Here is a 21,755-nt window from a genome sequence, read left to right on the forward strand (position 1 = left end):
CGTCAGGAGGCCGGTTGTGCCGAGCTTCTTCCCGATCTGGGTGATCATCACCCATTTCCTCAACATCTTCTTCCTGCTGCTATTGGCCCGCTCCGGGCTGGAGGTGTTCGCCGCGCATCCGAAGCTGTACTGGAGCGACGACTGCCCACCCAACCGGCCCTGGGCCCGGTTCTCCAAGAAGGTGTACGCCCCGGACTCCCGCCAGCTGTGGACCTCTCACGACGAGGAGGAATCCTGGTCGTCGGTGATCGCCCTGCCCGGGCGACGCAACCTCGGACTGGGCCGGCACTGGCACTTCATGACCGTGCAGTTTTGGGTGCTGACCGGCGCCGTCTACATCGCCCTGGTCTTCACCACCGGCTACTGGCGCTACCTGGTGCCCACCAGTTGGTCGCTGTTCCCTGATTCCGTCAAGGCGGTGGGCACCTACTTGCAGTTCCAGCTCGCCGGCCCACTGCCCGGCGAGCCGTTCAACGCCGCGCAGAAGCTCAGCTACTTCGTCGTGGTGTTCCTGCTGGCACCGTTCCAGATCCTCACCGGCGCCGCCATGTCCCCGTCGGTCATCGCCCGCTTCCCGCGCTACACCCGGCTGTTCGGCGGCCGGCAGAAGGCTCGCAGCCTGCACTTCCTCGGGCTTGTCGCGTTCGCCGCCTTCACCGTCGTGCACACCGCCATGGTGCTCATTCACGGCCTGCCGCGGGAGTTCGCCGCGATGGTGCTCGGCAGCTACGACGCCGACCGCCGGCTCGGCCTGGCGATCGGTCTGTTCGGCCTCTTGCTCCTCGTCGTCTTCCACCTCGTCATCACATGGTTCTCCCTGCGCTACCGGCGACGCACCCAGCACCTGCTCGGCCTGATGGTCAACCCGTTCGAACGTCGGATCTCCCGCACCTTCACCTCCCGCCAGCACCACTCCCGCGCGGACATCTCCCCCTACTTCCGGGTCAACGGCTACCCGCCCGTCGGCGAGGAGTACCAACGGCTGGCCGCCGACGGATTCCGCGACTACCGATTGCCGATCGGTGGCCTGGTCGAGCATCCGGTCGCGCTGAGCCTCGACGAGTTGCGCCGGCTCGGCACCCAGTCCCAGATCACCAAACACAACTGCATCCAGGGCTGGTCTGCGGTCGCGCAGTGGGCCGGGGTGCCGTTGGCCAGCGTGCTCGACCTGGTCAAACCACTACCGGCCGCGAAGCACGTGATCTTCTACGCCTTCGACGACAAGGCTGAGACCGAGGGCAGCGATGGCTGCTACTACGAGTCCGTTCCGCTCTACCTGCTGGCCAAGCCGCACGCCATCCTGGCCCTGGACATGAATGACGCGCCGTTGCCGATCGAGTACGGCGCGCCCGTACGAGTCCGGCTCGAGACCCAGCTCGGCTTCAAGATGGTGAAGTGGGTCAGGGCCGTCGAGTTCGTCACCGACTATCGACAGGCCGGCATGGGGCAGGGCGGATGGCGCGAAGACCATCAGTTCTATGCCAACGAGGCCGGCATATGACACCGCGGGAGATTTGGACGATCGGGCATTGGACGTGCCCGGAGTCGGCGTTCCTCCAGCCACTACACGCGCACGACATCGGGCTGCTCGCCGACGTGCGCGCGCAGCCCGGATCGCGACGCAACCCGCAGTTCGGGCGCGACGCGATGCCACGCTGGCTGGCCCGGGCGGGCATCGGCTACGTCCACCTGCCCGACCTGGGCGGCCGGCGCCGCAAGCAGGACGTGGACCCGGAAATCAACGCCGGGTGGCGGCAGTCGAGCTTCAAACAGGCGAAGGCGCCCCCGTGCACCCACACCAGGCAGGCGCGGCCGCCGTCGGGCGCGGGACCCGTGGGCGTGTAGACGCGCACGGGCCGGATCGTGCGGGCCGTCGATCGTCTGCTCGGCAACGCACAGGTCCCACTCCTCGTTCGGGCCGAACGGCGCCTTCCCCAAGGTTCGTGACGTCCTCGGGGACGTCCGGGAACTGCGCGTACCCCTCGATGAGGTGCCGGCGCGCTTCGAGCTCGGGCACGAGCAGTCTGGTCATGGCCTCATCCTGCCTGGCTCGTCGCCCACCGATCCGGGCGCCGGCCGCCGGGGAGCGTCGGCGCGACCGAGGCGACCGCCCAGGCGGGCAGCGTGAGGTCGATGTCGAGGACGCCGTCATCGCCGACGGTCAGCGTGCTGCGGTGGAGGCCGTCGGCGACGCGGCGCAGCTCGGCGGTCTGTTCCCGCGTGATGTTGAGCGGGGCGCCCATCTGGTACCAGGCCTCGGCGACGTTTCCGTGCTCCCAGTCGAGGATCTCCACGGTGAGCTCGGTGCCCGGGCTCAGCCCCTCGACCCGGTGCCGGACGCGGCGCTCGGGGCCCATCTCGGCGAGGGCTCGCGTCTCGGCGTAGCCGTTGCGGGACGCGAGCCCCGTCGTGCCCATCTCGGCAGGGTAGTTGTAGAAGATGGCCGCCACGTCACCCGTCGCGGACGAGCGGGTGATGGCGCCGTCGGGCAGCTCGGCCAGGAGGCGGTCACCGAGGCGGTGGAGCATGGCCATCGCGTGGAACGTCGGCTTGTGCAGGCCGTTCTCGTTGACGAACCCGAAGCCTCCATGGAAGGGGCCGATGCCACCGCCGCCCTCCTCGAACACGTCGGTGAAGGTCCAGTAGGAGATCGAGTCGGCCAGCGGCGCGCCCTTGAGGAACGCCCGGACGATGTACGCGGCGGCGAAGAGCGTGTCGTGGATCGCGTCGCGGCTCGACGGCGAGGTCGACCACTCGGTGATGTGCACCTCGGCGTCCGGGTACGGGCTGTTCTCGATGATCGTGCGCAGGACCTGCAGGTCGACGTACGTGGCGTCCTTCTGGCGCGTGATCGCGCTGACGTTGCCCAGGGAGTCCGCCGCATAGTCGGTCGGGTACAGGTGGGTGGAGATGAAGTCGACCGGCAGCCCGCGCTGCGCGCAGTACTCGATCAGCTCGTGGATCCACACCGGCTGCCAGTCGAGCTCGTCGGGGTCGGTGGCCACCGCGGTCTCGACCTCGAGCGACGGGTCGTGGGTCTCTCCGGAGTAGCGGGCGTCGGGGACGAACACGCTCGTCGCCGGGCCGCCGACCCGCAGCCGGGGGTCGATGGCTTTGATCGCGCGCGCCGTGGCCTCGTACAGCTCGAAGTACTCGGTGCGCGTCCCGGTCCAGAAGTTCGGCACGAGGTTCGGCTCGTTCCACACCTCGAACGGCCACTGCCGCACCTCGTCGATGCCGTACCGCTCGATCCAGTGCCGCACGGTGGCGTCGACCAGCGCGACCCAGCGGCCCATCTCCTTCGGCGGGCTGCAGTGCGCCTTCCACCAGAACAGCGTCTCGGTCTGGGTGGCAAGCTGGCGCGGCATGAACCCGAGCTCCACGAACGGGCGGGCGCCCGCGTCGAGGATCGCGTCGAACACCTTGTCGACATACGCGAACGTGTAGACCGGCTCGGGTAGCGGCTGGTTCGGGCCGAAGCCGCCGCCGTTGTCCGTCCGGTAGACGAACATGTCGTCATGGAACAGGCCGTGGAAGCGCACGTGCCGGGCGCCCAGCACCTGGACGGCCTCGCGGAAGTGCGCCTGCCAGTCCGCCCGCAACGCCTCGTTCGCGCGGCCAGCACCGACGCACTCGTTCCACACGTGATGCAGCGGCACCTCGGCGGGTGCCTGCCCGTCGATCAGCAGGGCTGACGTCGCCTGCTCAGTCATGGACAGCTCCTTCGCTCTGTCGGTGAGTAGGGTTTGCGGGCCCGGTGGTGTCGCTGACACGGAACCAGTCCACGTCGACGTATCCCCCGGGCTCGGCAGTGGCGTAGTTGAAGAGGGCGAACCGGTACCCGGTGAAGTGCGCGAGGTCGTACTGCATCTGCATGGTGTCGCCCAGCCACGTCCAGGTGCTGTCGTCGTACGAGTACGCGAACGACGCCGTATCGACGGCATTTCGGAAGTCGACGTCCGCGCGCAGGTAGACGACGTCCGCCCGCAGCGGCACCGGTGCGCTGGTGAAGGCGATGACGCCGTCGCCGCCTGCCCGGCGCATCACCAGGCTCTTGGTCCCCGCCTCCATCGTCACGGCGATGTATCCGTACTTGCGCTGGTAGGCGGAGATGCCTGCGACGTCCCCGTCCTTCATGTGCGAGACGTCCAGCGAGATGGCGCCGGAGCTCGTGGGTCCGAGCGTGCGTTGGGTGAGCGTGTTGCGCGCATCGAGGATGCTCGAGGCGACGCTGCCCGTGGTCAGCCGCAGGTGTCCGGGCCGCTCGGTGAGCGACCAGAACCGGTTGTCCGGGTTGTGGTTCCACTGCCACTGGAGCCCCAGGTCCGACCCGTTCCATGCGTTCTCGGCGGACTCTGCCAGGAGATCCGCGTTGGCCGTGTTCCAGTGGCCCGCACGCTCAAGGAGGTTGTCGAAGTCGTCCGAGGCGACGACGGCGACGCCGTCACCGGCCGTCTGTGCGGCCGCCGCGGGCGCTTCCGGATTGAGAGCGAACACCGGCCACCCGTCGTCATCCCAGGTCACGCCAACGAGCTGAGGCGAACGACCCAGCGGGCCCTCGTCCTGGAACAGCATGGCGTACCACTGCCCGTCGGACGTCTGGACGACTCCACCCTGGGCCACGCCGGTTCCGGGTCGGCCCCCGACCGTCACGCCCTGGCTGAGCACGACCCGGCCCTCCCACACGCCGCCCGCCGACTGCGGCGTCAGTGACGTCGACCGCCACAGCACCTCCTGGCGGATGCCACCCGACGGCCACTCGATCATGAAAACGTAGTAGTAGTCCCCGATCTTGTACGCGTGAGCGCCCTCGGCATTCAGACCGCTGGTCTGGTCGACGTTGGCGTCCTCGACGAGCCGCGTCGCCGGGCCGTCCCACGCAAGGGTCCCGTCCTCGTGTCGCCGCAGCCTGCGCAGGTCGATCGACCCGCCACCGTAGACAAGCCAGACGTCGTCGCCGTCGAACAGCAGCGACTGATCGTGGGCGTACCCGTCGAGCACCGACCTGCTCCACGGCCCGCGCTCGATGTTGGGAGTCGAGTAGATGTACGTCTGCTGCGTGGTGAGGCTGCCGACCGACACGTAGTAGGTCCCGTCATGGAACCTGATGCTCGCTGCCCAGCTGCCCTGGCCGTAGGCGTCCTGGCCGTTGCGCAGCGCCAGCGCGTCCGTGTCGTCGAGGATCGCCGCTGTATACCCGGCGATGGACCAGTGCACCAGGTCGCTCGAGCGCATGATCGGGACGCTCGGCGCGAAGTACATCGTCGTGCTGACCATGTAGTAGTACCGGCCGTCGAAGACGACGTCCGGGTCGGGCACGTCCGCGAAGATGACAGGGTTGGTGAAGTCTGCCCCCGCCCCGCCGTCGCGGATGTTCAGGTTCAGTCGGTCCATCAACGCAGCTCGAGCGCCACGGTGACGTAGGAGTGGGCGGGCAGGTCGACCTCGAGACCTCGGGGGTGGGCGCGCACGCCGGCGTGGTCGGTGGGGGCGACGGCGTCGAGCTGCTCGGGGGTGTTGTGCGCGTCGAGCGCGGTGGCGGTCAGCACCCGCGCGGTGTGCCCGACGACGTCGCGGCCGCGCAGGTCCAGGACGAGGATGCGGTCCGTCTCGGCGTCGAGGTTGGACAGCGAGACCAGGGCGGTGTCGCCCTTGACCGACGCGGACGCCGAGACCAGCGGCAGCTCGGTCGCGTCGACAGCGCGAGTCTCGACGTCGCGCAGGTGCACCGCGAGGGCGGCGGCGTCGTGGTGGCCGGTGTTCATGGCGAAGACGTGGTACGTCGGGGTGAGCACGAGCGCCCCGGTGTCGGGGTCGGTGAGGATCATGGCCTGTAGCACGTTGACGGTCTGGGCGATGTTCGCCATGACCACGCGCTCGGCGTGACGGTGGAACGCGTCGAAGTGCACGGAGGCGACCAGGGCGTCGCGCAGCGTGTTCTGCTGGTACAGGAAGCCGGGGTTGGTGCCCTTCTCCACGTTCCACCACGTGCCCCACTCGTCCACGACCAGGCCGACCTTGCGGTGCGGGTCGTAGCGGTCCATGACCGTGGAGTGCCGGGTGAGCAGCTCCTCCATGCGCCGGGCGCGGGCCATGGTCACGTACCACTGGTCGGTGCTGAACCCGGTGGCGTCGCCCTTGTCCGACCACGACCCGGCCATCGTGTAGTAGTGCAGCGACACGGCCTGGAACGGGCCCGCCGGCGCGGCCGGGTCCGCCGCCAGGTCGTCGAACGAGCGCAGGAGCGTCTCGGTCCAGTGCAGGTCGGCCTCGTTCGCGCCCGCCGCGATCCGGTACAGCAGGTTGCCGCCGTGGTTGCGGGTGTAGGTCGCGTACTGCCGGGCCAGCGAGGCGAACTGCTCGGCGCGCAGGTTGCCGCCGCAGCCCCACGCCTCGTTGCCCAGGCCCCAGAACGGCACCCGCCACGGCTGCTCGCGCCCGTTCGCCCGCCGCAGCGCCGCCATCGGTGAGTCGTCCGCCCGGGTCAGGTACTCCACCCAGTCCGACATCTCCGCCACCGACCCGGACCCCACGTTCCCCGACACGTACGGGTCCGCACCGAGCAGCTCGCACAGGTCCATGAACTCGTGCGTGCCGAACGCGTTGTCCTCCACCACGTCGCCCCAGTGCGAGTTGACCATCCGCGGGCGGCTCTCGCGCGGGCCGATGCCGTCACGCCAGTGGTAGTCGTCGGCGAAGCAGCCGCCCGGCCAGCGCAGGTTCGGAATCGAGATCGCCCGCAACGCCTCGACCACGTCCGAGCGGATGCCCCGCACGTTCGCGACCGGCGAGTCCTCACCCACCCAGAACCCGCCGTAGATGCACCGCCCCAGGTGCTCGGCGAAGTGCCCGTACACGTGCCGGCTGATCGTGGCGCCGGGCAGGTCGAGGTCGATCACTGCGGTCGTGGTCGTCGTCATTGTCTTCCCATCAGTTGCGTGTTCCGTCATTGCAGGCCTCAGCGAGGAACTCGCGGAAGCCAGACGCGCATCGGGCCGGGGGCGCGGTTGCCCCAGGTCGAGAACGGGATCGCTGTCACCGTGTGCTCGTCGCCGAACTCCGTGGCGGTGTCCGGGCCGTAGAGGCCGTCCGCGGCGTTGATCACGCGACACCTCAGGACGAGCGTGTCGCGCTCGCCGACGGTGATCGGCGCGGAGGGCAGGACCGCGAGGTCGTCGACGTCGAGCGGTACATCCAGGTCCGCCTGCTCCACGCAGTAGACAACTGGTCCCCGTTCGACGGCCACCGCTCCGCGCAGCGCGTCGACGCGGTGATGGGCGGTGGTCAGCCGCGGCGTCAGGTCGAGGTCGAGCACGTAGCGGGCGCCCGGCTCCAGCGGCGCCCGGGCGTACCCGTCGCCATCGCACCCGCGAGGGCCGTCGGGGCCCACCAGGGTGGAGCGCGGCGACCATCCGGGGATGCGCACGGACAGCTCGGCGCCGGGGACGACGTCGCCCTCGACGCGGATCTCGACCCGCCCGTCGGCGGGGTAGCCCGTGACCATCCGGACCGTGCCCGTCCCGAGTTCGGCGGGCAGGTCGATCTCCGCGTCCGCGAGCTGGTGAAGCCAGAGCGCGCCGTCGGTGACGGTGGCGACGTAGGCGCTCAGCTGAGCGACGGTGCGGGCGATGTTCGGTGGGCAGCAGGCGCACACGTACCAGGGGGCCCGCTCGCGGGGCGCGTTCTCCTCCGAGTGGTGGTCGCGCCGCTGCTGCAGCGGGTTGGCGTAGAAGAACCGGGTGCCGGTCGCGTCCACGGCGGCCGCGAGCGCGTTGTGAACTTCTCGCTCGATGGTCTCCGCGTACCGGGCGGTGCCGGCGCCGCCGTTGGCCAGGAGCATCCGCCAGGTCCACAGCAGGTCGGCGACGGTGGCGCACGTCTCGGCGTAGGCGCGCTCGGACGGCAGCTCGTAGTCGTCGCCGAACGCCTCGTCTCGGTGGCGGGACCCGAACGCGCCCGAGAGGTACATCTTGCGGTCGTGCGCGCTGCTCCACTGAGCGTCCATGGCCCGCAGCAGGGAGTCGTCGCCGGTCTCGACGAACACGTCGGTCACGCCGGCGTTCAGGTAGAGCTGCCGGACGGCGTGTCCGACGGCGGCCGTCGACTCGCGCACCGGGCGGTGGTCCTGGAAGTAGTGGGCTCCGAGCGACCCGGCGGGCAGCAGTCCGTGGCCGCGCAGGTCGATCATTCTGGATGCGAGGTCAAGGTACGTGCGCTCCCCCGTCAGCCGGTACAGCTCCACCAGCGCCGTCTCGATTTCGGGGTGTCCGCAGATCCCGTCCTCGCCCCCGGGACCGAACCGCTCGACGAGCAGGTCGGCGAGACGGCGGGCGACGTCGAGCAGGTCGGTGCGTCCGGCGGCGCGCACCAGTGCGACGGCCGCCTGGATGAGGTGCCCGGCGACGTACATCTCGTGCGTCCACTCGAGCGCCGCGAACTTCTTCTCCGGTGCGACGCCCTGAATCCACGTGTCCAGGTACCCGGAGGGCTCTTGCACGCGCGCCACCAGGGCGATGACGTCGTCGAGCCATGAGTCGAACGCGCGCGTGCGGGTGCGGGCGATCTCCCACGCGACGGCCTCGATCACCTTGTAGAGGTCGGAGTCGGCGAACACGAGGCCGCGGAACTCCGCGTCCGACTCCCCGAGGAGCCGGCGGAAGTTGTCGAGGACACCGGAGACATCCAGCTGCTCGATGCAGTGCGGGATGGTGGCCTCGGCGTTCCGCTGCTGCCAGGCTGCCAGCGGACCACCGACAAGGCGCACGGACGGGATCGGCAGCGGCCGGTGCCGCGTCCCGGCGATCGGGGATGCGGGGACGGCGCGCACGGCGGAAGTGCGCGCAGGGGCGCTCACAGCAAGGTCTCCTTCGACCGAAACGGGCTGGCGGGGCGCGCGGCGTTCCGCGCATGAGTGCACGGCCCTACGCGCCACCGCGGGTGGAGCCACGCACCACGAGACGGACGGGCGCGACGACGTGCTCGGCCGGGCCGGACCAGCCCGCCATTTGCCGGTGCAGCAGACCCACCGCGGTCTCGGCGACACCTTCATGGTTCGCATCGACGGAGGTGAGGCCGGGCGGGACGAAGCTCGCCATGTCGAGGTTGTCGAACCCGGCGAGCTGGACGTCGACGGGCACCCGAAGCCCGCTCTCTGCCAGGGCCGCGACGGCGCCGAGCGCGATGACGTCGGTGACGGCGAAGACGCCGTCGAAGGGCAGACCGGACGCGATGACGTCGAGCAGGGCATCACGTGCGGCCGCCGGCGTGTAGGTGGAGATGGGCACGACATAGCGTGCGTCAACGTCGAGGCCGGCATCGCGAAGTGCGCGCTCCCAGCCGATGCGGCGGTCCGACGTCATCATGTGCGCGGTGTCGAACGTGCAGCCCAGCGCAAGGATGCGCCGCGAGCCGTGCTCGATCATGTGCGCCGTCGCGAGGCGGGCGCCCTCTTCGTTCGCCAGCCGCACGTGGTTGAACCGGTCGGGCACGTCACGCTCGCCGAGCAGCACGATGGGCTTGGAGGTGCGCACGCGGTCCAGCTGGTCGCGGTCGAGGCCGGCGACGGACAGCAGGACGCCGTCGTAGAGCTGGAGTCGCGCGACGCTCAGCGCCGCCATCTCATGCTCCGGGCTGCCGCTCGTCCGCTCGAGGACGAGGTGCCGGCCCTCGGCCTCGATCAGCGGCGCGATCTTGTCGGCGACCTCCCCGAAGTAGTCGTGGAAGCTGGGCACGATGAAGGCGACGGTGTCGGTCCGTCCCGCGCGTAAGTGTCGCGCGGTCAGGTTGACCTCGTACCCCAGAGCCTCGACGGCGGCCATGACACGGGCACGGGTCGGCTCGCCGACCGGGAGGCGCTCGTTGAGAACGTTCGACACGGTCATGACCGAGACGCCCGCCTCGCGGGCGACGTCCGCCATCCTCACCATGCATCCTCCCTTTCGCGACGTTCTGCCAGCTCGGCAACGACCTCTGGCGATACGCTGGCCGCCCGGCCACACCGCGGGGGCGCCGTCATATTATCGATAAAATGTTTCCTGGCAAGTACGTTCACCGAGCTGACGAGGGTCGGTGACCCCGTGACGGGGTCGGCATCATCCCACGCCTAGGGCGCCACCACGGTCACCGTCCCCGCTCGTCGTCCGGGACCCACGCCACGACGAGGGCGAACCTCATGCCGGCGTCGACGAGGCCGTCCTCGTCGGCAGCGTCGTCGGCGTAGACGCCTGCCGTGGCGTCCGGCACGTGGTGCGGCGGGACGTTCGCGGGTGCACGTCCCGACATGGTCACCCACGTGGCCTCCGACTGTGTAGACGACGTCGTGCGCACGGGATGCGGGCCGCACAGTAGCGGCGCGCCGTCGGCGCGGGCGACGAGCACGTCACGGCCGCACGCAGCGGCGCCACGCCTCGCGGGTCGCAGCAAACCCCGGGGGCGGCGGCCCCGCGGACCAGAGCGTGTCGAGGTTGAGGTCGAGACGCTCGGTGTTCGGGCGACCGTGAACGGCGGCGCCCAGGGCACCGTTACCGAGCAGGTAGCAGTCGGCGAACCCGTCGGCGGGGGCGTCGTTCTGGAAGGTGCGGCGCATGAGGCTCGTTGCGATGTGGACCGAGACATCGACGTCTCGGTGCCTGCGCAGGTCTTGACGGCACGCGATCCCATCTCTACTTTATCGCTAAAATCGCGACGGAATCGCGACGGGGTGACGGACCTGAGGCCCGCACAGCTTCCGGCCAACATCGCCCGGACAGTTTTCTCGAAGGAGAGACATGAAGCGTGACCTCAGAGCCGGCGTCCTGCGCCGGACCGGGCGGCCGCTCACCGCGGCCGTCGCGGCCGCGGTGCTCATCGCCCTGGCTGCCTGCTCGCCGGACAGCGCGGACAAGGGCGACTCGGCCCTCACTGACTCCGCAGCCATGAAGAACTACGCGGCAGACACGACGTTCAAGGCGTCCGAGCCGGTGAAGTTCTCGATGCTCTGGACCGACTGGCCGGAGAACCCGGTCAAGCCCTCGTGGCAGATCTTCAACGAGATCAAGACGCGCACCAACGTCTCGCTGGACCTGACGAACATCCCGTTCAGCGACGCGAAGCAAAAGCAGAGCCTGCTCATCAGCTCGGGCGACGCACCGCAGATCATCCCGCTGGTCTACACCGGGGACGAGCAGCAGTTCGCGGCCGCCGACTCCATCCTGCCGATGAGCGACTACGTGAAGTACATGCCCAACTTCCAGAAGTACGTGCAGCAGTGGGACCTGCAGCAGATGATCAACAACCTCCGCCAGGACGACGGGAAGTACTACATGGTCCCCGGCCTGCAGGAGGTCTCAGTCCCGACCTTCACGCTCGTCATCCGCAAGGACATCTTCGAGCAGGTCGGCGCGGGCGTGCCGCAGACCTGGGACGAGCTGCGCAACGCCCTGGTGAAGATCAAGGCGAAGTACCCCGACTCCAAGCCGCTCGCAGACGGCTTCGAGGGTGCGTCGATGCTCAACTACGCGGCCCACGCGTTCGGCACCGTCGCCGGTTGGGGCTTCGGCAACGGCACCCAGTTCGACGAGGCGAGCGGCAAGTTCATCTACGCCGCCACCTCGCCCGGCTACAAGACCATGGTCGAATACTTCCACAGCCTGGCCGCTGACGGTCTGCTCGACACCGAGTCGTTCACGAAGAAGAACGAGGGTGAAGGCACCGTCACCGAGAAGTTCGCGCAGGGCAAGGTCTTCGCCGCGTCCGGCTCCAACGGCACGGTCAACGACTTCTCCACCGCGCTCGATGCGGCCGGGCAGAAGGGCAAGTACCAGGTCGTCGAGATCGCCCCGCCGGGCGGTCCTGCTGGCCAGATCGTCGAGCCGCGCAACTTCTGGAACGGCTTCATGCTCACGGCCAAGGCCAAGAACGACCCGCACTTCCTCTCGATGCTGCAGTTCCTGGACTGGCTGTACTACAGCGCCGAGTCCCGTGACCTGCTGCGCTGGGGCGTGGAGGGCCAGACTTACACGAAGTCGGGTGACAAGTACACGCTCAAGCCCGAATACTCGCTGAAGTCCTTCAACATCAACCCCAACGGCAAGACGGACATCGGGACGGACCTCGGCTACTCCAACAACGTCCTGTCCGACTCGACCGAGTCCCGCGCGCTCAAGGTGAGCTACAACCCGCCCGCATACGTCGAGTACATCAACTCCGTCCTGTCGACGCGCAAGCCGCGTGCCCCCTTCCCGCCCGCTCCGCTCAACGCTGACGAGCTCGAGCAGGCCGCGCTGCTCGCGACGCCCCTCAAGGACACCGTAGACACCAACACGCTGAAGTTCATCCTCGGCGAGCGTCCCATGAGCCAGTGGGACGCCTACGTCAACGAACTCAAGGGCAAGAACCTCCAGGGCTACCTGGATCTGATCAACGGCGCCTACGAGCGGTTCAAGAAGAAGAACGGCTGAGGCCTCGACCTCGTCGGTCCGGCGGGGCGCCACCCGGCGCCCCGCCGGACCCTCCGCTTGAGGGGTTGGACATGGAAATCACAGACGAGCGCGCCGACGACGTTCTGGTAGCCGGTAAGGCGGCGAGCCCGCCACGAGCTTGGACGGCACCGGCCCGATCCATCAGCTCACGCTTGCGACGCCGTCGGGGCGCGCCCGCGAAGAAGGTGCCATGGAGCGTGGCACTGCGACGCGACGGCGTGCTCTACCTGATGGCCGTACTGCCGGTCGTGTTCCTGCTGGTGTTCCGGTACGCGCCGATGCTAGGCAACGTCATCGCGTTCCGGCGCTTCCGTCCCGGCGGGAGCATGTTCGGCGAGTACTGGGTCGGGCTGCGCTATGTGAAGTTGTTCATCAACGACCCGTCGTTCTGGCACGTCTTCTCGAACACAGCCATTCTCGGCGGCCTGACACTGCTTTTCACGTTCCCGCTGCCGATCGTGCTGGCGCTCATGCTCAACGAGGTGCGAATCAGACAGTTCAAAAAGGTCGTCCAGTCGATCACGTACCTACCGCACTTCCTGTCGGTCGTGATCGTGGCGGGCATACTCATGCAGTTGTTGTCGCTGCAGGGCACCGTCAACCAGATCATCGAGGCGCTGGGCGGCGACCCGATCTCGTTCCTGGCCCGCGCCGAGTGGTTCCGCACCATCTATGTCGGGTCCGAGGTCTGGCAGACGGTGGGCTGGGGCACGATCCTCTATCTCGCCGCCCTCACCACCGTGGACTCCTCGCTGTACGAGGCTGCGCGCATCGACGGCGCCGGCCTGTGGCGGCAAACGTGGCACGTCACCCTCCCCGGCATCCGCCCCACCATGATCACGCTGCTGATCCTCAACATCGGGACGTTCCTCAACGTCGGCTTCGAGAAGGTCCTGCTGCTGTACACGCCGCTGACCTACGCCACGGGCGACGTCATCTCGACCTACCTGTACCGGGTCGGCCTGCTGTCCAACAACCTCAGCTATGCGGCGGCGATCGGCCTCTTCCAGGCCTGCATCGGCCTGGTCATGGTGCTGTCCGCGAACTTCATCTCGCGCCGAGTGGTGGGAGCAAGCCTGTGGTGATAATGACGGACACCCTGCCGACGACAAAGCCGGCGGATGCCGGGAAGCCGGCAGGCCCGCACGACTCGCGTGGGTACAAGGTGTTCACCGTCCTGAACATGGCGGCTCTGGTGGTGATCTGCGCGGTGACGCTCTATCCGTTCATCACGCTGCTCGCGCAGTCGTTCTCCAGCGCCGGTGCCATCAAGGCAGGCCTGGTCAACGCAGTCCCCGTCGGCTTCAATGTCCGCACATACGAGGCGGTGTTGCAGGACGGTCGCTTCTGGACCAGTTACGGCAACACCGTGCTCTACACCGTCGTGGGGACCACTATCGCGATGGTGCTCACCACCACCTTCGCCTACGTCATCTCCAAGCGGCATCTGCGCGGACGAAACGCCCTCATCGGCCTCGCCGTGTTCACCATGTTCTTCAACGGCGGCATCATCCCGAACTACGTCCTGATCTCCTCGCTCGGGATGAAGAACACGCTCTGGGCGGTCGTGCTGCCCCCAGCGCTCTCCGTCTTCAACCTTCTGGTCATGAAGTCGTTCTTCGAGAATCTCCCTCAGGAGCTTGAGGAAGCCGCCCAGATCGACGGGCTCGGTACGTTCGGCACCTTCATCCGGATCGTGCTGCCGCTGTCGAAGGCCATCTTGGCGACGATGATCCTGTTCTACGCGGTCGCCTACTGGAATGACTGGTTCACTGCCTTCCTCTACCTCGACAAGAGCGACCTCTTCCCGCTGTCGCTCTTCCTTCGCAACCTCATCGCGGGCGCGTCGACCACCGCCACCGAAAGCGCCGCTGCCGCCGGCACGACCTCTGCCGCCATCTCCCCCAACATCCAGGCCGTGTCGATGATCCTGGCGATCATCCCGATTCTGTTCATCTACCCGTTCGTGCAGCGGCACTTCGTGTCGGGCGTGATGCTCGGCTCCGTCAAGGGGTGACCGTAGGCGCGGACAGCCGTGCGGCAGACCGTCGTTGGCCTTTGTACGCCGCAAGGTCGGCTCGGCGATGGCGGCATTGACACGGTCGTTGGAAGGAGTGGCTGTGGGGGTCCTGAAGGACTACGTCCTCGGCGACACGATCGCCCGCTACCTGCAGCCTGGTCCGGGCGGGCCGGTGGGAATGATGCTCTTCCCGGCCGCAATGGCAGGCCAGATCGCCGAGAAGTCGTCTGCCATCGACTCGCTCGTCCAGATCAAGACCGTCGGTGACACGTACCCGGGCGGTTCGGCCGGTCGTTCGTTGCGCAACGGCGGCACTGTCGCCACGCTCACCCTCGTGTCGCAGCGCGAGGTCACGACCGACGCCGGTGTCACGGTCGTGACCCTCCTGCGCACGCACCAAGGGTGCCTCGTCGAACACCATCTGCGGTGGCAGTCGGGCGAGGCCGCGCTGGACTCATTTGCTGTCCTTCGCAACGAGGGGCCGGACACGGTGACGCTGGAGCTGCTCTCGTCGTTCTCGCTCACTGGTCTGACGCCCTTCGCCGGGGGCGACGCCCCCGGCGATCTGATCCTGCACAGGCTGCGCAGCGCCTGGTCGGGCGAGGGGCGTCTGGTGTCTGACCACGTCGAGGACCTGGGCCTGGAGCCGGCCTGGGCCAGCTGGGGTCGGTGTCTGCGCTTCGGTCAGGTCGGATCTTGGCCGGTGCAGGGGTTCTTCCCGACGGCGTTCGTCGAGGACAGCCGCGCTGGCGTCTGCTGGGGCGTGCAGATTGCCCACCCGGCCTCGTGGCAGATCGAGCTGGGCCGCACGGACGCCGCCCTCAACCTGTCGGGCGGGCTGGCGGACCGTGAGCTGGGCCACTGGACGAAGAGCGTGGCTCCCGGGGAGGAGTTCCGTACCCCCGTCGCGTACCTGACCGTCACGCAGGGTGGAGTGGACGACGCCGCCCACCGGTTGACGGCTCGCCACCAGCTCTTCCTGGATGTGCCCGCGGTCGAAGAGGCTCTCCCCGTCATCTTCAACGAATACTGCACCACCTGGGGTTCGCCGTCGCCGCAGAACCTCGGGGCGATCGTCGACCGGCTTGCGGGCAAAGGGATCCGATATCTCGTCATCGACAGCGGCTGGTACAAGGCCGAGGGCAGTGAATGGTTCAACGGTCACGGCGACTGGGAACTGGACCGCCGGACGTTCCCCGACGGGCTGACCGAGGCGCTTGATCACGTGCGGTCCGCCGGGATGATCCCCGGCATCTGGTTCGAGTTCGAGACGGTCGGCTCCCGGGCCACGTCATTCACGCTGACCGACCACCTGCTCAAGCGCGACGGCGTCCCCGTCACCGTAGGCGACCGGCGTTTCTGGGACTTCCGCGACCCGTTCGTGATCGGGTACCTCAAAGAGCGGATGATCGACTTCCTCAAGGCCAACGGCTTCGGCTATCTCAAAGTCGACTACAACAACAGCATCGGAATCGGGTGCGACGGAGCAGAATCCCTCGGTGAGGGGTTGCGACAGCAGATGGCCGCAGTCCAGGGCTTCTTCCGGACGATCCGCGAGGAGATGCCGGAGCTCGTGATTGAGAACTGCGCATCCGGCGGCCACCGGCTGGAGCCCTCGATGCTGGCCCTCACCAGCATGTCGTCCTTCTCGGACGCCCACGAGTGCGCGGAGATCCCCATCATCGCCGCCAACGTGCAACGCGCACTGCTCCCGCGGCAGAGCCAGATCTGGGCAGTGCTGCGCACGCAGGACTCCCCACAGCGGCTTGCGTACTCGCTCACCGCGACCATGCTCGGCCGGATGTGCCTGTCGGGCGAGGTCCACGAACTGAGTGACGAGCAGTGGGCTGTGGTCTCCCGGGCAATCTCCTTCTACAGGTCGGCGGCCCCGGTGATCAAGAACGGTGTCAGTCACCGGTTCGGACCGAAGGTGAGGAGCTATCGGCACCCCGAAGGGTGGCAGGCAGTCCGGCGACTGTCCAACGACGGCGCCCAGATCCTGGTCGCAGCCCACCGGTTCGGAGCCGCTGAGCGAACTCCGATCGAGGTTCCTCTGCCACCGGGGAGGTACGAGGTCAGCGACCTCTACTCCCACCGCGAGATCGTGGTCAAGCTGACCGAGCAACTAGTAACCGTGGCGCTGGATGAGCCGTTCTCTGCCGCGGCACTGGTGCTCACGCAGATCGAGTGAGATATGCCGGAAATCCGGGTCCGCGCCGGCCGCCGTGCGGTTGGCCGCGCAACCTCCCAGTCGGGTGCCGCGGCCCCCAGGTGGGCTCCAAATGCAGAACGCACCAGGTGGGGTGGCGACGGCAGTTTCTGATCGTCAGGCGCTCTGCGAGCACTTCAGAGTGAGCCGTACGTCTCTCACGGATCCCAGAAAGTCGTTGGCGTCATCGGACTCGCCATCGTCTCGCAAGGTAACCGCACTCAGACGCAGACATCCAGGTATCGGTAGAAACTCTAGAAATTGAGATCATCAATGGCCAGCAGCGCTCTTACTTTCCCTGTCCCTGAGGCCGAGGTTCCCGGCGTGGAGCTGCACGTCGCGAAGTCTGGTTCCGACACCGCCGCCGGAACCGCGGAGGCCCCCCTGCTCACGATCGGTGCCGCCGCGGCGCTGGCTCAGCCGGGGGACACCGTCGTCGTGCACGAAGGCGTGTACCGCGAGTGGGTGAACCCGCCGCGCGGCGGTACGGCTGCTGCGCCGATCACCTACCAGGCTGCGCTGGGCGCGGACGGCCTGTTCGAGACGGTGACGATCTCGGGTGCTGAGGTGATCGCCGACTGGCATCCGCACGCGGGCTCGGCGGGCCGGGTCTGGGTGGCGACGGTGCCGAACTCCCTGTTCGGGTCGCGCAACCCGTACCTCGAGCGCATCGGTGGGGACTGGTTCTTCGACCAGGTCAACACCTGGCACACGGGCGAGGTGTATCTCGACGGCAAGTCGCTCTACGAGTCGCTGACCATGGCCGGCGTCGAGCACCCCGAGGTCACCGTGGACTCGTTCGACCAGGCGGGCTCGCTGCTGACCTGGTACTGCGAGGTGGACGACGACGTCACCACGATCTGGGCGAACTTCGGGGGCGCCGACCCGGCGGAGCACGAAATCGAGATCAACGCGCGCACGTTCGTCTTCTGGCCCGCCGCCACGGGCATCGACCACATTACGGTGCGCGGATTCACCCTGACGAAGGCCGCCACGCAGTGGGCCCCGCCCACGGCGCTGCAAGAGGGCCTGATCGGCCCACACTGGTCGAAGGGCTGGGTGATCGAGGACAACACCATCACCGACTCGAAGAACGTCGGCGTCTCGCTGGGCAAAGAGGGCAGCACCGGGCAGAACGAGGCGGCCGCAGGGCCGAAGGGCGCCAAGGGCGGCACCCAACGCGAGCGCGAGGTGATCCAGCGGGCGCTCACCCTGCGCGGGCCCGCCGCGGGCGAGCCGCGCCCGTGGGACCGGGACCACGTCGGCTCCCACACGGTGCGCCGCAACACGATCCGGGACTGCGAGCAGGCCGGCATCGTCGGGCACCTGGGGGCGGCGTTCTCGACCATCAGCGACAACCACATCTCCCGCATCCACGTGAAGCGACAGTGGCACGGCGCCGAGGTGGCCGGCATCAAGCTGCATGCGGCGATCGACACCGTGATCAGCGGAAACACCATCCATCACACGCACCGAGCCCTGTGGCTCGACTGGCAGGCCCAGGGCACCCTGGTGCGGCGCAACGTCTGCTACGCCTCCACCGCCGAGGACTTCATGGTCGAGGTCTGCCACGGCCCGTACCTCGTGGACTCGAACCTCTTCCTGTCCCCGTGGGCGGTCAAGGACATGTCCACCGGCGGCGCCTACGTGCACAACTACATCGCCGGTCGCATCGCGAACTGCACCGAGCACCAGCGGTACACCCCGTACCATTTCCCGCACTCCACGGCCGTCTACGGAGTCTCGAACATCCTCGGTGGAGACAACCGGTTCTACAACAACGTCTTCGTCGGCGACCGCGCGCACGCCGAGCACACCGAACCGCAGTCGGAGCCGACGCTCGCGAGCTTCTGGTCCGGCGCGATCGACATGGACGGCGTGCCGGGGCAGGCCACCTTCGTGCCCACCCCGGTGGGCACCTCGCAGTACGACGCCTACCCGGCGGCGCAGGAGTACCCGAACGAGCACGGCAGCGCGCTGGCCGGGCCGCGCCTCCCGGTCTGGATCGAGGGCAACCTCTACGCGGAGGGCGCCGAGCCGTTCCGCGCGGAACCCACGGCCATCATCACAGGCGCAGCACCCGTGCGAGTCGAGGTGCTCGACACCGCAGCCGGCACCCTTCGCGTCGAGGTGACCTACCCGGGCGGCACCCACGTGGTCGCCCCGGTGACCACCGAGCGCCTCGGGACCAGCTACCAAGCCGAGATGGGCTACACCAACCCCGACGGGTCTGACCTGGACCTGGGCGCCGACCTCTGTGGGATCCTCCGAGGTGAGGTTGTGCCCGGGCCGTTCGCCGCATCGGCGCCCGTCACCCGGATACTCACCGCGCCGGAACCGGCGGGCCGGCGAGCCCTGGCAGCAGCCCCGGCCCGGGCTCGCTGACGATCCCGGGCGTCCTGATCCAAGACCGCCCTCAGCGGAACCACCGGAAGACGGAGCGGACGCCGCCTCGCCGTCCTGTTCGGCGTCGGCGACCGCATCGCGAGGTACTACGCCGGCTGCTGCTCACCGACGGCCCGGCTCCAGATGCCGCCCTTTGACCAGGGCTCTTCGGAGTTGGCGGGGGTCGAGGAGGCCATACGCTGCCTGAAGCGGCGCCTGTCCGACGTCGTCTACCGCACCATGATCAAAGACACGGAGACCTCTCTGCTGCCGACACCTTGACACAGAGAGGTGCCGTTAGCGAGACACGCCAAGAGCGGGGTGGGCCTCGTTGTCCCGGCTGAGAGCCACGGCGAGGGAGAAGACCTTGGAGAGGCTCTGGATGGGCAGCGGTGTCTGCCAGTCGCCGACCCCGTACACAACGCCGTCGCTGGTGGCGAGGGCCAACCCGAACCGGCGTGGATCCACAGCGGCCAGCTCGGGTATGTAGTCGGCCACCCGGCCGCACCCGATGAGCGGCGAGACTGTCGCGTGGCCCTGGTGGCGCCATCCGGCGGAGCAGTGTTGCCGCTCATGTTGTCGCGTCGGCACGGCGAGCGGCATTGCTCGCCCGGCTAACCCCGGCGTGTGGGCTTGCCGATCCTCGGCAATGAACGTCATCAGGGTGGGATCGTGCGGGTTGGTATAGCACCCACGTGGGCACGCGCCATGGGTGCCCTACCGGTCAGGTGCCGTGTCAAGCACGGGCTGTGCCCGACATTGACGGTCAGGCGGGATTGGGCAGGGGCTCCTGCGGCCAGTTGAGGACCTTGGCGCCGAGTACCGCGGCGTGCAGTGTGAAGCGGTGGGCTGGGTCGGTCGGGTCGTACCCGGTCAATGTCTTGACCCGGTCCAGGCGGTAGGTGACGGTGCGTACCGACACGTGCAGCCGTTTCGCTGACTCGGTGGCCACCGCGCCGGTGGCGAAGTATGCCTCCAGGGTGTCAAGCAGCGGCCCGGCACCCCCGCGGGCCCGGGTGAGCGGGGTCAGCACCGCCTGGACGAGATCGACGATGGCGGGTTGGTCGCGCAGCAGGACTCGGTAGATGAGCAGGTCGTGGGCGTTGATGACGGGAGATTCCGTGTGTAGCCGGCCGGCCATGGTGAGGGCCTCGCGGGCCTCTTCGTACGAGCGGGCGATGCCGTACACGCCGGGATGAGCGCGGCCGACGGCGACCCGCCAGGGCCGTCCGCGGCGCAGCCGGCTCAGCTCGCGGTGCATGAGCCGGCCGAGCTCGTTGCTCGCGTCCAGCGCGGACGGCAGCCGGCCCGCCGCTGCGGCGTCGGCCGGTGCCAGCACGACGAGCAGGCCGTCCTTGGTCGCCACGAGGACGTCACGGTCGCTGAGCCGGTTGAACATGGCCACCTCCAGGGCGCTGATCGCCGCGTCGGCGTCCGGCAGCCGCCGGCTCGGTGCGGCCAGCGCCACCTGGTGCACCCGAGCGAGGTCGAGACCGAACGGTTCGGCGCGTTCCACCAGGGTGCCGAGGTCGGAATCGCCGCGTAGCAGGTCGTCGATCAGTTCCCGGCGCAGGTTCTCCTCTCGGCGGATTAGGTCGCGGCGTGCCACCGCGTAGCCTTCGGCAAGCGTCGCGACGGCGTCGTCGACGACCTGCAAGACGGCGCTCGCGGCGGCGCGGACCGCCTCCCGGTCGCGGGAGCGCACCACCATCGGCAGGTCCTGCCACAGCCGCCGCGCCGCGGACAGGTACAGCTGCACCACTCGTCCCGCGGAGATGCCCTGCTCGGCGGCGCGTCGACCGAGCAGGCCGACCGCGTCCAGCTCTCCACGCTTGGCCTGGCGGCCGTGGGTGGCCGCGTCGGCGAGCAGCGGCAGGTAGTCACCGAGTAACTCCACCGGAACGCCGCCGGCGTCGCGGCTGGCCCCTTCGGCGACCTCGACCAGCCACGCATCCTCCGGTCCTGGTGTCGCCGGCCTGCGCCCACCACGGCGTCGCATACTGTCGGTCATCTCTGCCTCGCCTCCCCGAACCGTCAGTGCCGCGGCACCGCCGCGGTGGTGCCGGCAGAAGACCGCGACCGCCGGCTCGTATCCACGTCTCTGGGCGTGTCGGCTGTGCCGGCCGGCGCCAGGACCTCGATTGTTGCCGACAGTCGGCAGCCTAGACCTGCCGTGTCTGTGCACCGTAGCCCTGCCGGGACCGCGCCGGGCGCGGCGAGGATGGAAAGCAGCCCCCGGTCGCTGCGTCGGCGAGCCAGCTTGGACGCCCGGGACGTAGGTGTCGACGGGCCCCCGGCGAGGCGCAGGTCCGTGGGCAGGCCACGCCACGCCATGTCGTGGCACCGGCGGGAATTCGACCGGAAGGAGAAGGACATCGTGCGGTTCCGCAAGCCCCAACGAGCGTCGGCGGTCGTCGCCATCGTGGCTGTCCTTGCGCTTGCCGTGACATTGTTCCTGAGCCGCGGCGTCATGGATGCGGTGTTGATGGTCGTCATCGTCGCCGTGTTGGCCGGCCCGTTGCGTCGCTACGCCCGCGCCGTACGGCTCTACCCCCGCCGCTCCGCTCTTCCCCGAAGACACGCTGACAGCGGACTGGTCAGCAGTGCGCCCGCAGCAGGCGGTGCCAGCGCCGGCGACCCCGGAGGAACACCTGAACCTCATGCTCCGGACCGGACGTGACCG

17 protein-coding genes are annotated in these 21,755 nt (G+C 68.6%); 8 read left to right on the forward strand and 9 right to left on the reverse strand.

Annotation, left to right across the window (positions count from 1 at the left end; genetic code table 11):
- Positions 1-16 precede the first annotated feature (16 nt).
- Both ACIBPB_RS07650 and ACIBPB_RS07655 read left to right on the forward strand, forming a co-directional pair.
- Entirely contained in the window at positions 17-1,501 is a 1,485-nt protein-coding gene (locus ACIBPB_RS07650) for a molybdopterin-dependent oxidoreductase (RefSeq protein WP_396838766.1), read from the forward strand.
- Positions 1,498-1,845: a DUF488 family protein gene (locus ACIBPB_RS07655; protein ID WP_396838767.1), complete on the forward strand. Its 348-nt coding sequence runs from the start codon at positions 1,498-1,500 to the stop codon at positions 1,843-1,845. The genes ACIBPB_RS07650 and ACIBPB_RS07655 overlap by 4 nt, the downstream gene beginning before the upstream one ends.
- Before the next feature lie 191 nt (positions 1,846-2,036).
- Here the strand turns inward: ACIBPB_RS07655 and ACIBPB_RS07660 are convergent, their stop codons facing one another.
- The 7 genes from ACIBPB_RS07660 to ACIBPB_RS07690 all read right to left on the reverse strand — a co-directional run bounded on the left by ACIBPB_RS07660 (position 2,037) and on the right by ACIBPB_RS07690 (position 10,585).
- Positions 2,037-3,713: a hypothetical protein gene (locus ACIBPB_RS07660; RefSeq protein WP_396838768.1), complete on the reverse strand. Its 1,677-nt coding sequence runs from the start codon at positions 3,711-3,713 to the stop codon at positions 2,037-2,039.
- Entirely contained in the window at positions 3,706-5,394 is a 1,689-nt protein-coding gene (locus ACIBPB_RS07665; RefSeq protein WP_396838769.1) for a glycoside hydrolase 43 family protein, read from the reverse strand. Before ACIBPB_RS07665 ends, ACIBPB_RS07660 begins: the two co-directional genes overlap by 8 nt.
- Entirely contained in the window at positions 5,394-6,920 is a 1,527-nt protein-coding gene (locus ACIBPB_RS07670; RefSeq protein ID WP_396838770.1) for an alpha-N-arabinofuranosidase, read from the reverse strand. Before ACIBPB_RS07670 ends, ACIBPB_RS07665 begins: the two co-directional genes overlap by 1 nt.
- A 38-nt stretch (positions 6,921-6,958) precedes the next feature.
- Complete coding sequence (locus ACIBPB_RS07675; protein WP_396838771.1) at positions 6,959-8,854, reverse strand: glycoside hydrolase family 127 protein; 1,896 nt, start codon at positions 8,852-8,854, stop codon at positions 6,959-6,961.
- A gap of 67 nt (positions 8,855-8,921) precedes the next feature.
- Positions 8,922-9,917 (reverse strand): LacI family DNA-binding transcriptional regulator, encoded by a 996-nt coding sequence (locus ACIBPB_RS07680; protein WP_357324725.1) that lies wholly within the window; start codon positions 9,915-9,917, stop codon positions 8,922-8,924.
- A gap of 202 nt (positions 9,918-10,119) precedes the next feature.
- Entirely contained in the window at positions 10,120-10,281 is a 162-nt protein-coding gene (locus ACIBPB_RS07685; RefSeq protein WP_396838772.1) for a hypothetical protein, read from the reverse strand.
- 97 nt (positions 10,282-10,378) lie between these two features.
- On the reverse strand, positions 10,379-10,585 hold the full coding sequence (locus tag ACIBPB_RS07690; RefSeq protein WP_396838773.1) for a glycoside hydrolase N-terminal domain-containing protein: 207 nt from the start codon (positions 10,583-10,585) through the stop codon (positions 10,379-10,381).
- 181 nt (positions 10,586-10,766) lie between these two features.
- On the opposite strand from ACIBPB_RS07690, the gene ACIBPB_RS07695 reads away from it, so the two are divergent.
- The 5 genes from ACIBPB_RS07695 (at position 10,767) to ACIBPB_RS07715 (ending at position 19,072) form a co-directional block, all read left to right on the forward strand.
- Positions 10,767-12,437: an extracellular solute-binding protein gene (locus tag ACIBPB_RS07695; RefSeq protein ID WP_396838774.1), complete on the forward strand. Its 1,671-nt coding sequence runs from the start codon at positions 10,767-10,769 to the stop codon at positions 12,435-12,437.
- 218 nt (positions 12,438-12,655) lie between these two features.
- Entirely contained in the window at positions 12,656-13,543 is an 888-nt protein-coding gene (locus ACIBPB_RS07700; RefSeq protein WP_396838775.1) for an ABC transporter permease, read from the forward strand.
- 2 nt (positions 13,544-13,545) lie between these two features.
- Positions 13,546-14,475, forward strand: coding sequence for a carbohydrate ABC transporter permease (locus tag ACIBPB_RS07705; protein ID WP_357324710.1), 930 nt, complete (start codon positions 13,546-13,548; stop codon positions 14,473-14,475).
- 103 nt (positions 14,476-14,578) lie between these two features.
- A complete protein-coding gene (locus ACIBPB_RS07710) occupies positions 14,579-16,669 on the forward strand; it encodes a glycoside hydrolase family 36 protein (RefSeq protein WP_396838776.1) in 2,091 nt (696 codons plus the stop codon).
- 342 nt (positions 16,670-17,011) lie between these two features.
- Positions 17,012-19,072, forward strand: a complete 2,061-nt coding sequence (locus ACIBPB_RS07715) for a hypothetical protein (protein WP_396838777.1) — start codon at positions 17,012-17,014, stop codon at positions 19,070-19,072.
- 297 nt (positions 19,073-19,369) lie between these two features.
- Here ACIBPB_RS07715 and ACIBPB_RS07720 read toward each other — a convergent pair whose 3' ends face one another.
- Both ACIBPB_RS07720 and ACIBPB_RS07725 read right to left on the reverse strand, forming a co-directional pair.
- Positions 19,370-19,570, reverse strand: coding sequence for a glutaminase (locus tag ACIBPB_RS07720; protein WP_396838778.1), 201 nt, complete (start codon positions 19,568-19,570; stop codon positions 19,370-19,372).
- A gap of 268 nt (positions 19,571-19,838) precedes the next feature.
- Positions 19,839-20,969: a PucR family transcriptional regulator gene (locus ACIBPB_RS07725; RefSeq protein ID WP_396838779.1), complete on the reverse strand. Its 1,131-nt coding sequence runs from the start codon at positions 20,967-20,969 to the stop codon at positions 19,839-19,841.
- 414 nt (positions 20,970-21,383) lie between these two features.
- Here ACIBPB_RS07725 and ACIBPB_RS07730 point away from each other — a divergent pair, with 414 nt between their 5' ends.
- Positions 21,384-21,752, forward strand: coding sequence for a hypothetical protein (locus ACIBPB_RS07730; RefSeq protein ID WP_396838780.1), 369 nt, complete (start codon positions 21,384-21,386; stop codon positions 21,750-21,752).
- The last annotated feature ends 3 nt before the right edge of the window (positions 21,753-21,755 follow it).

It is taken from the genome of Micromonospora sp. NPDC049836 (genome assembly GCF_044465125.1).
Lineage (GTDB): Bacteria > Actinomycetota > Actinomycetes > Mycobacteriales > Micromonosporaceae > Micromonospora.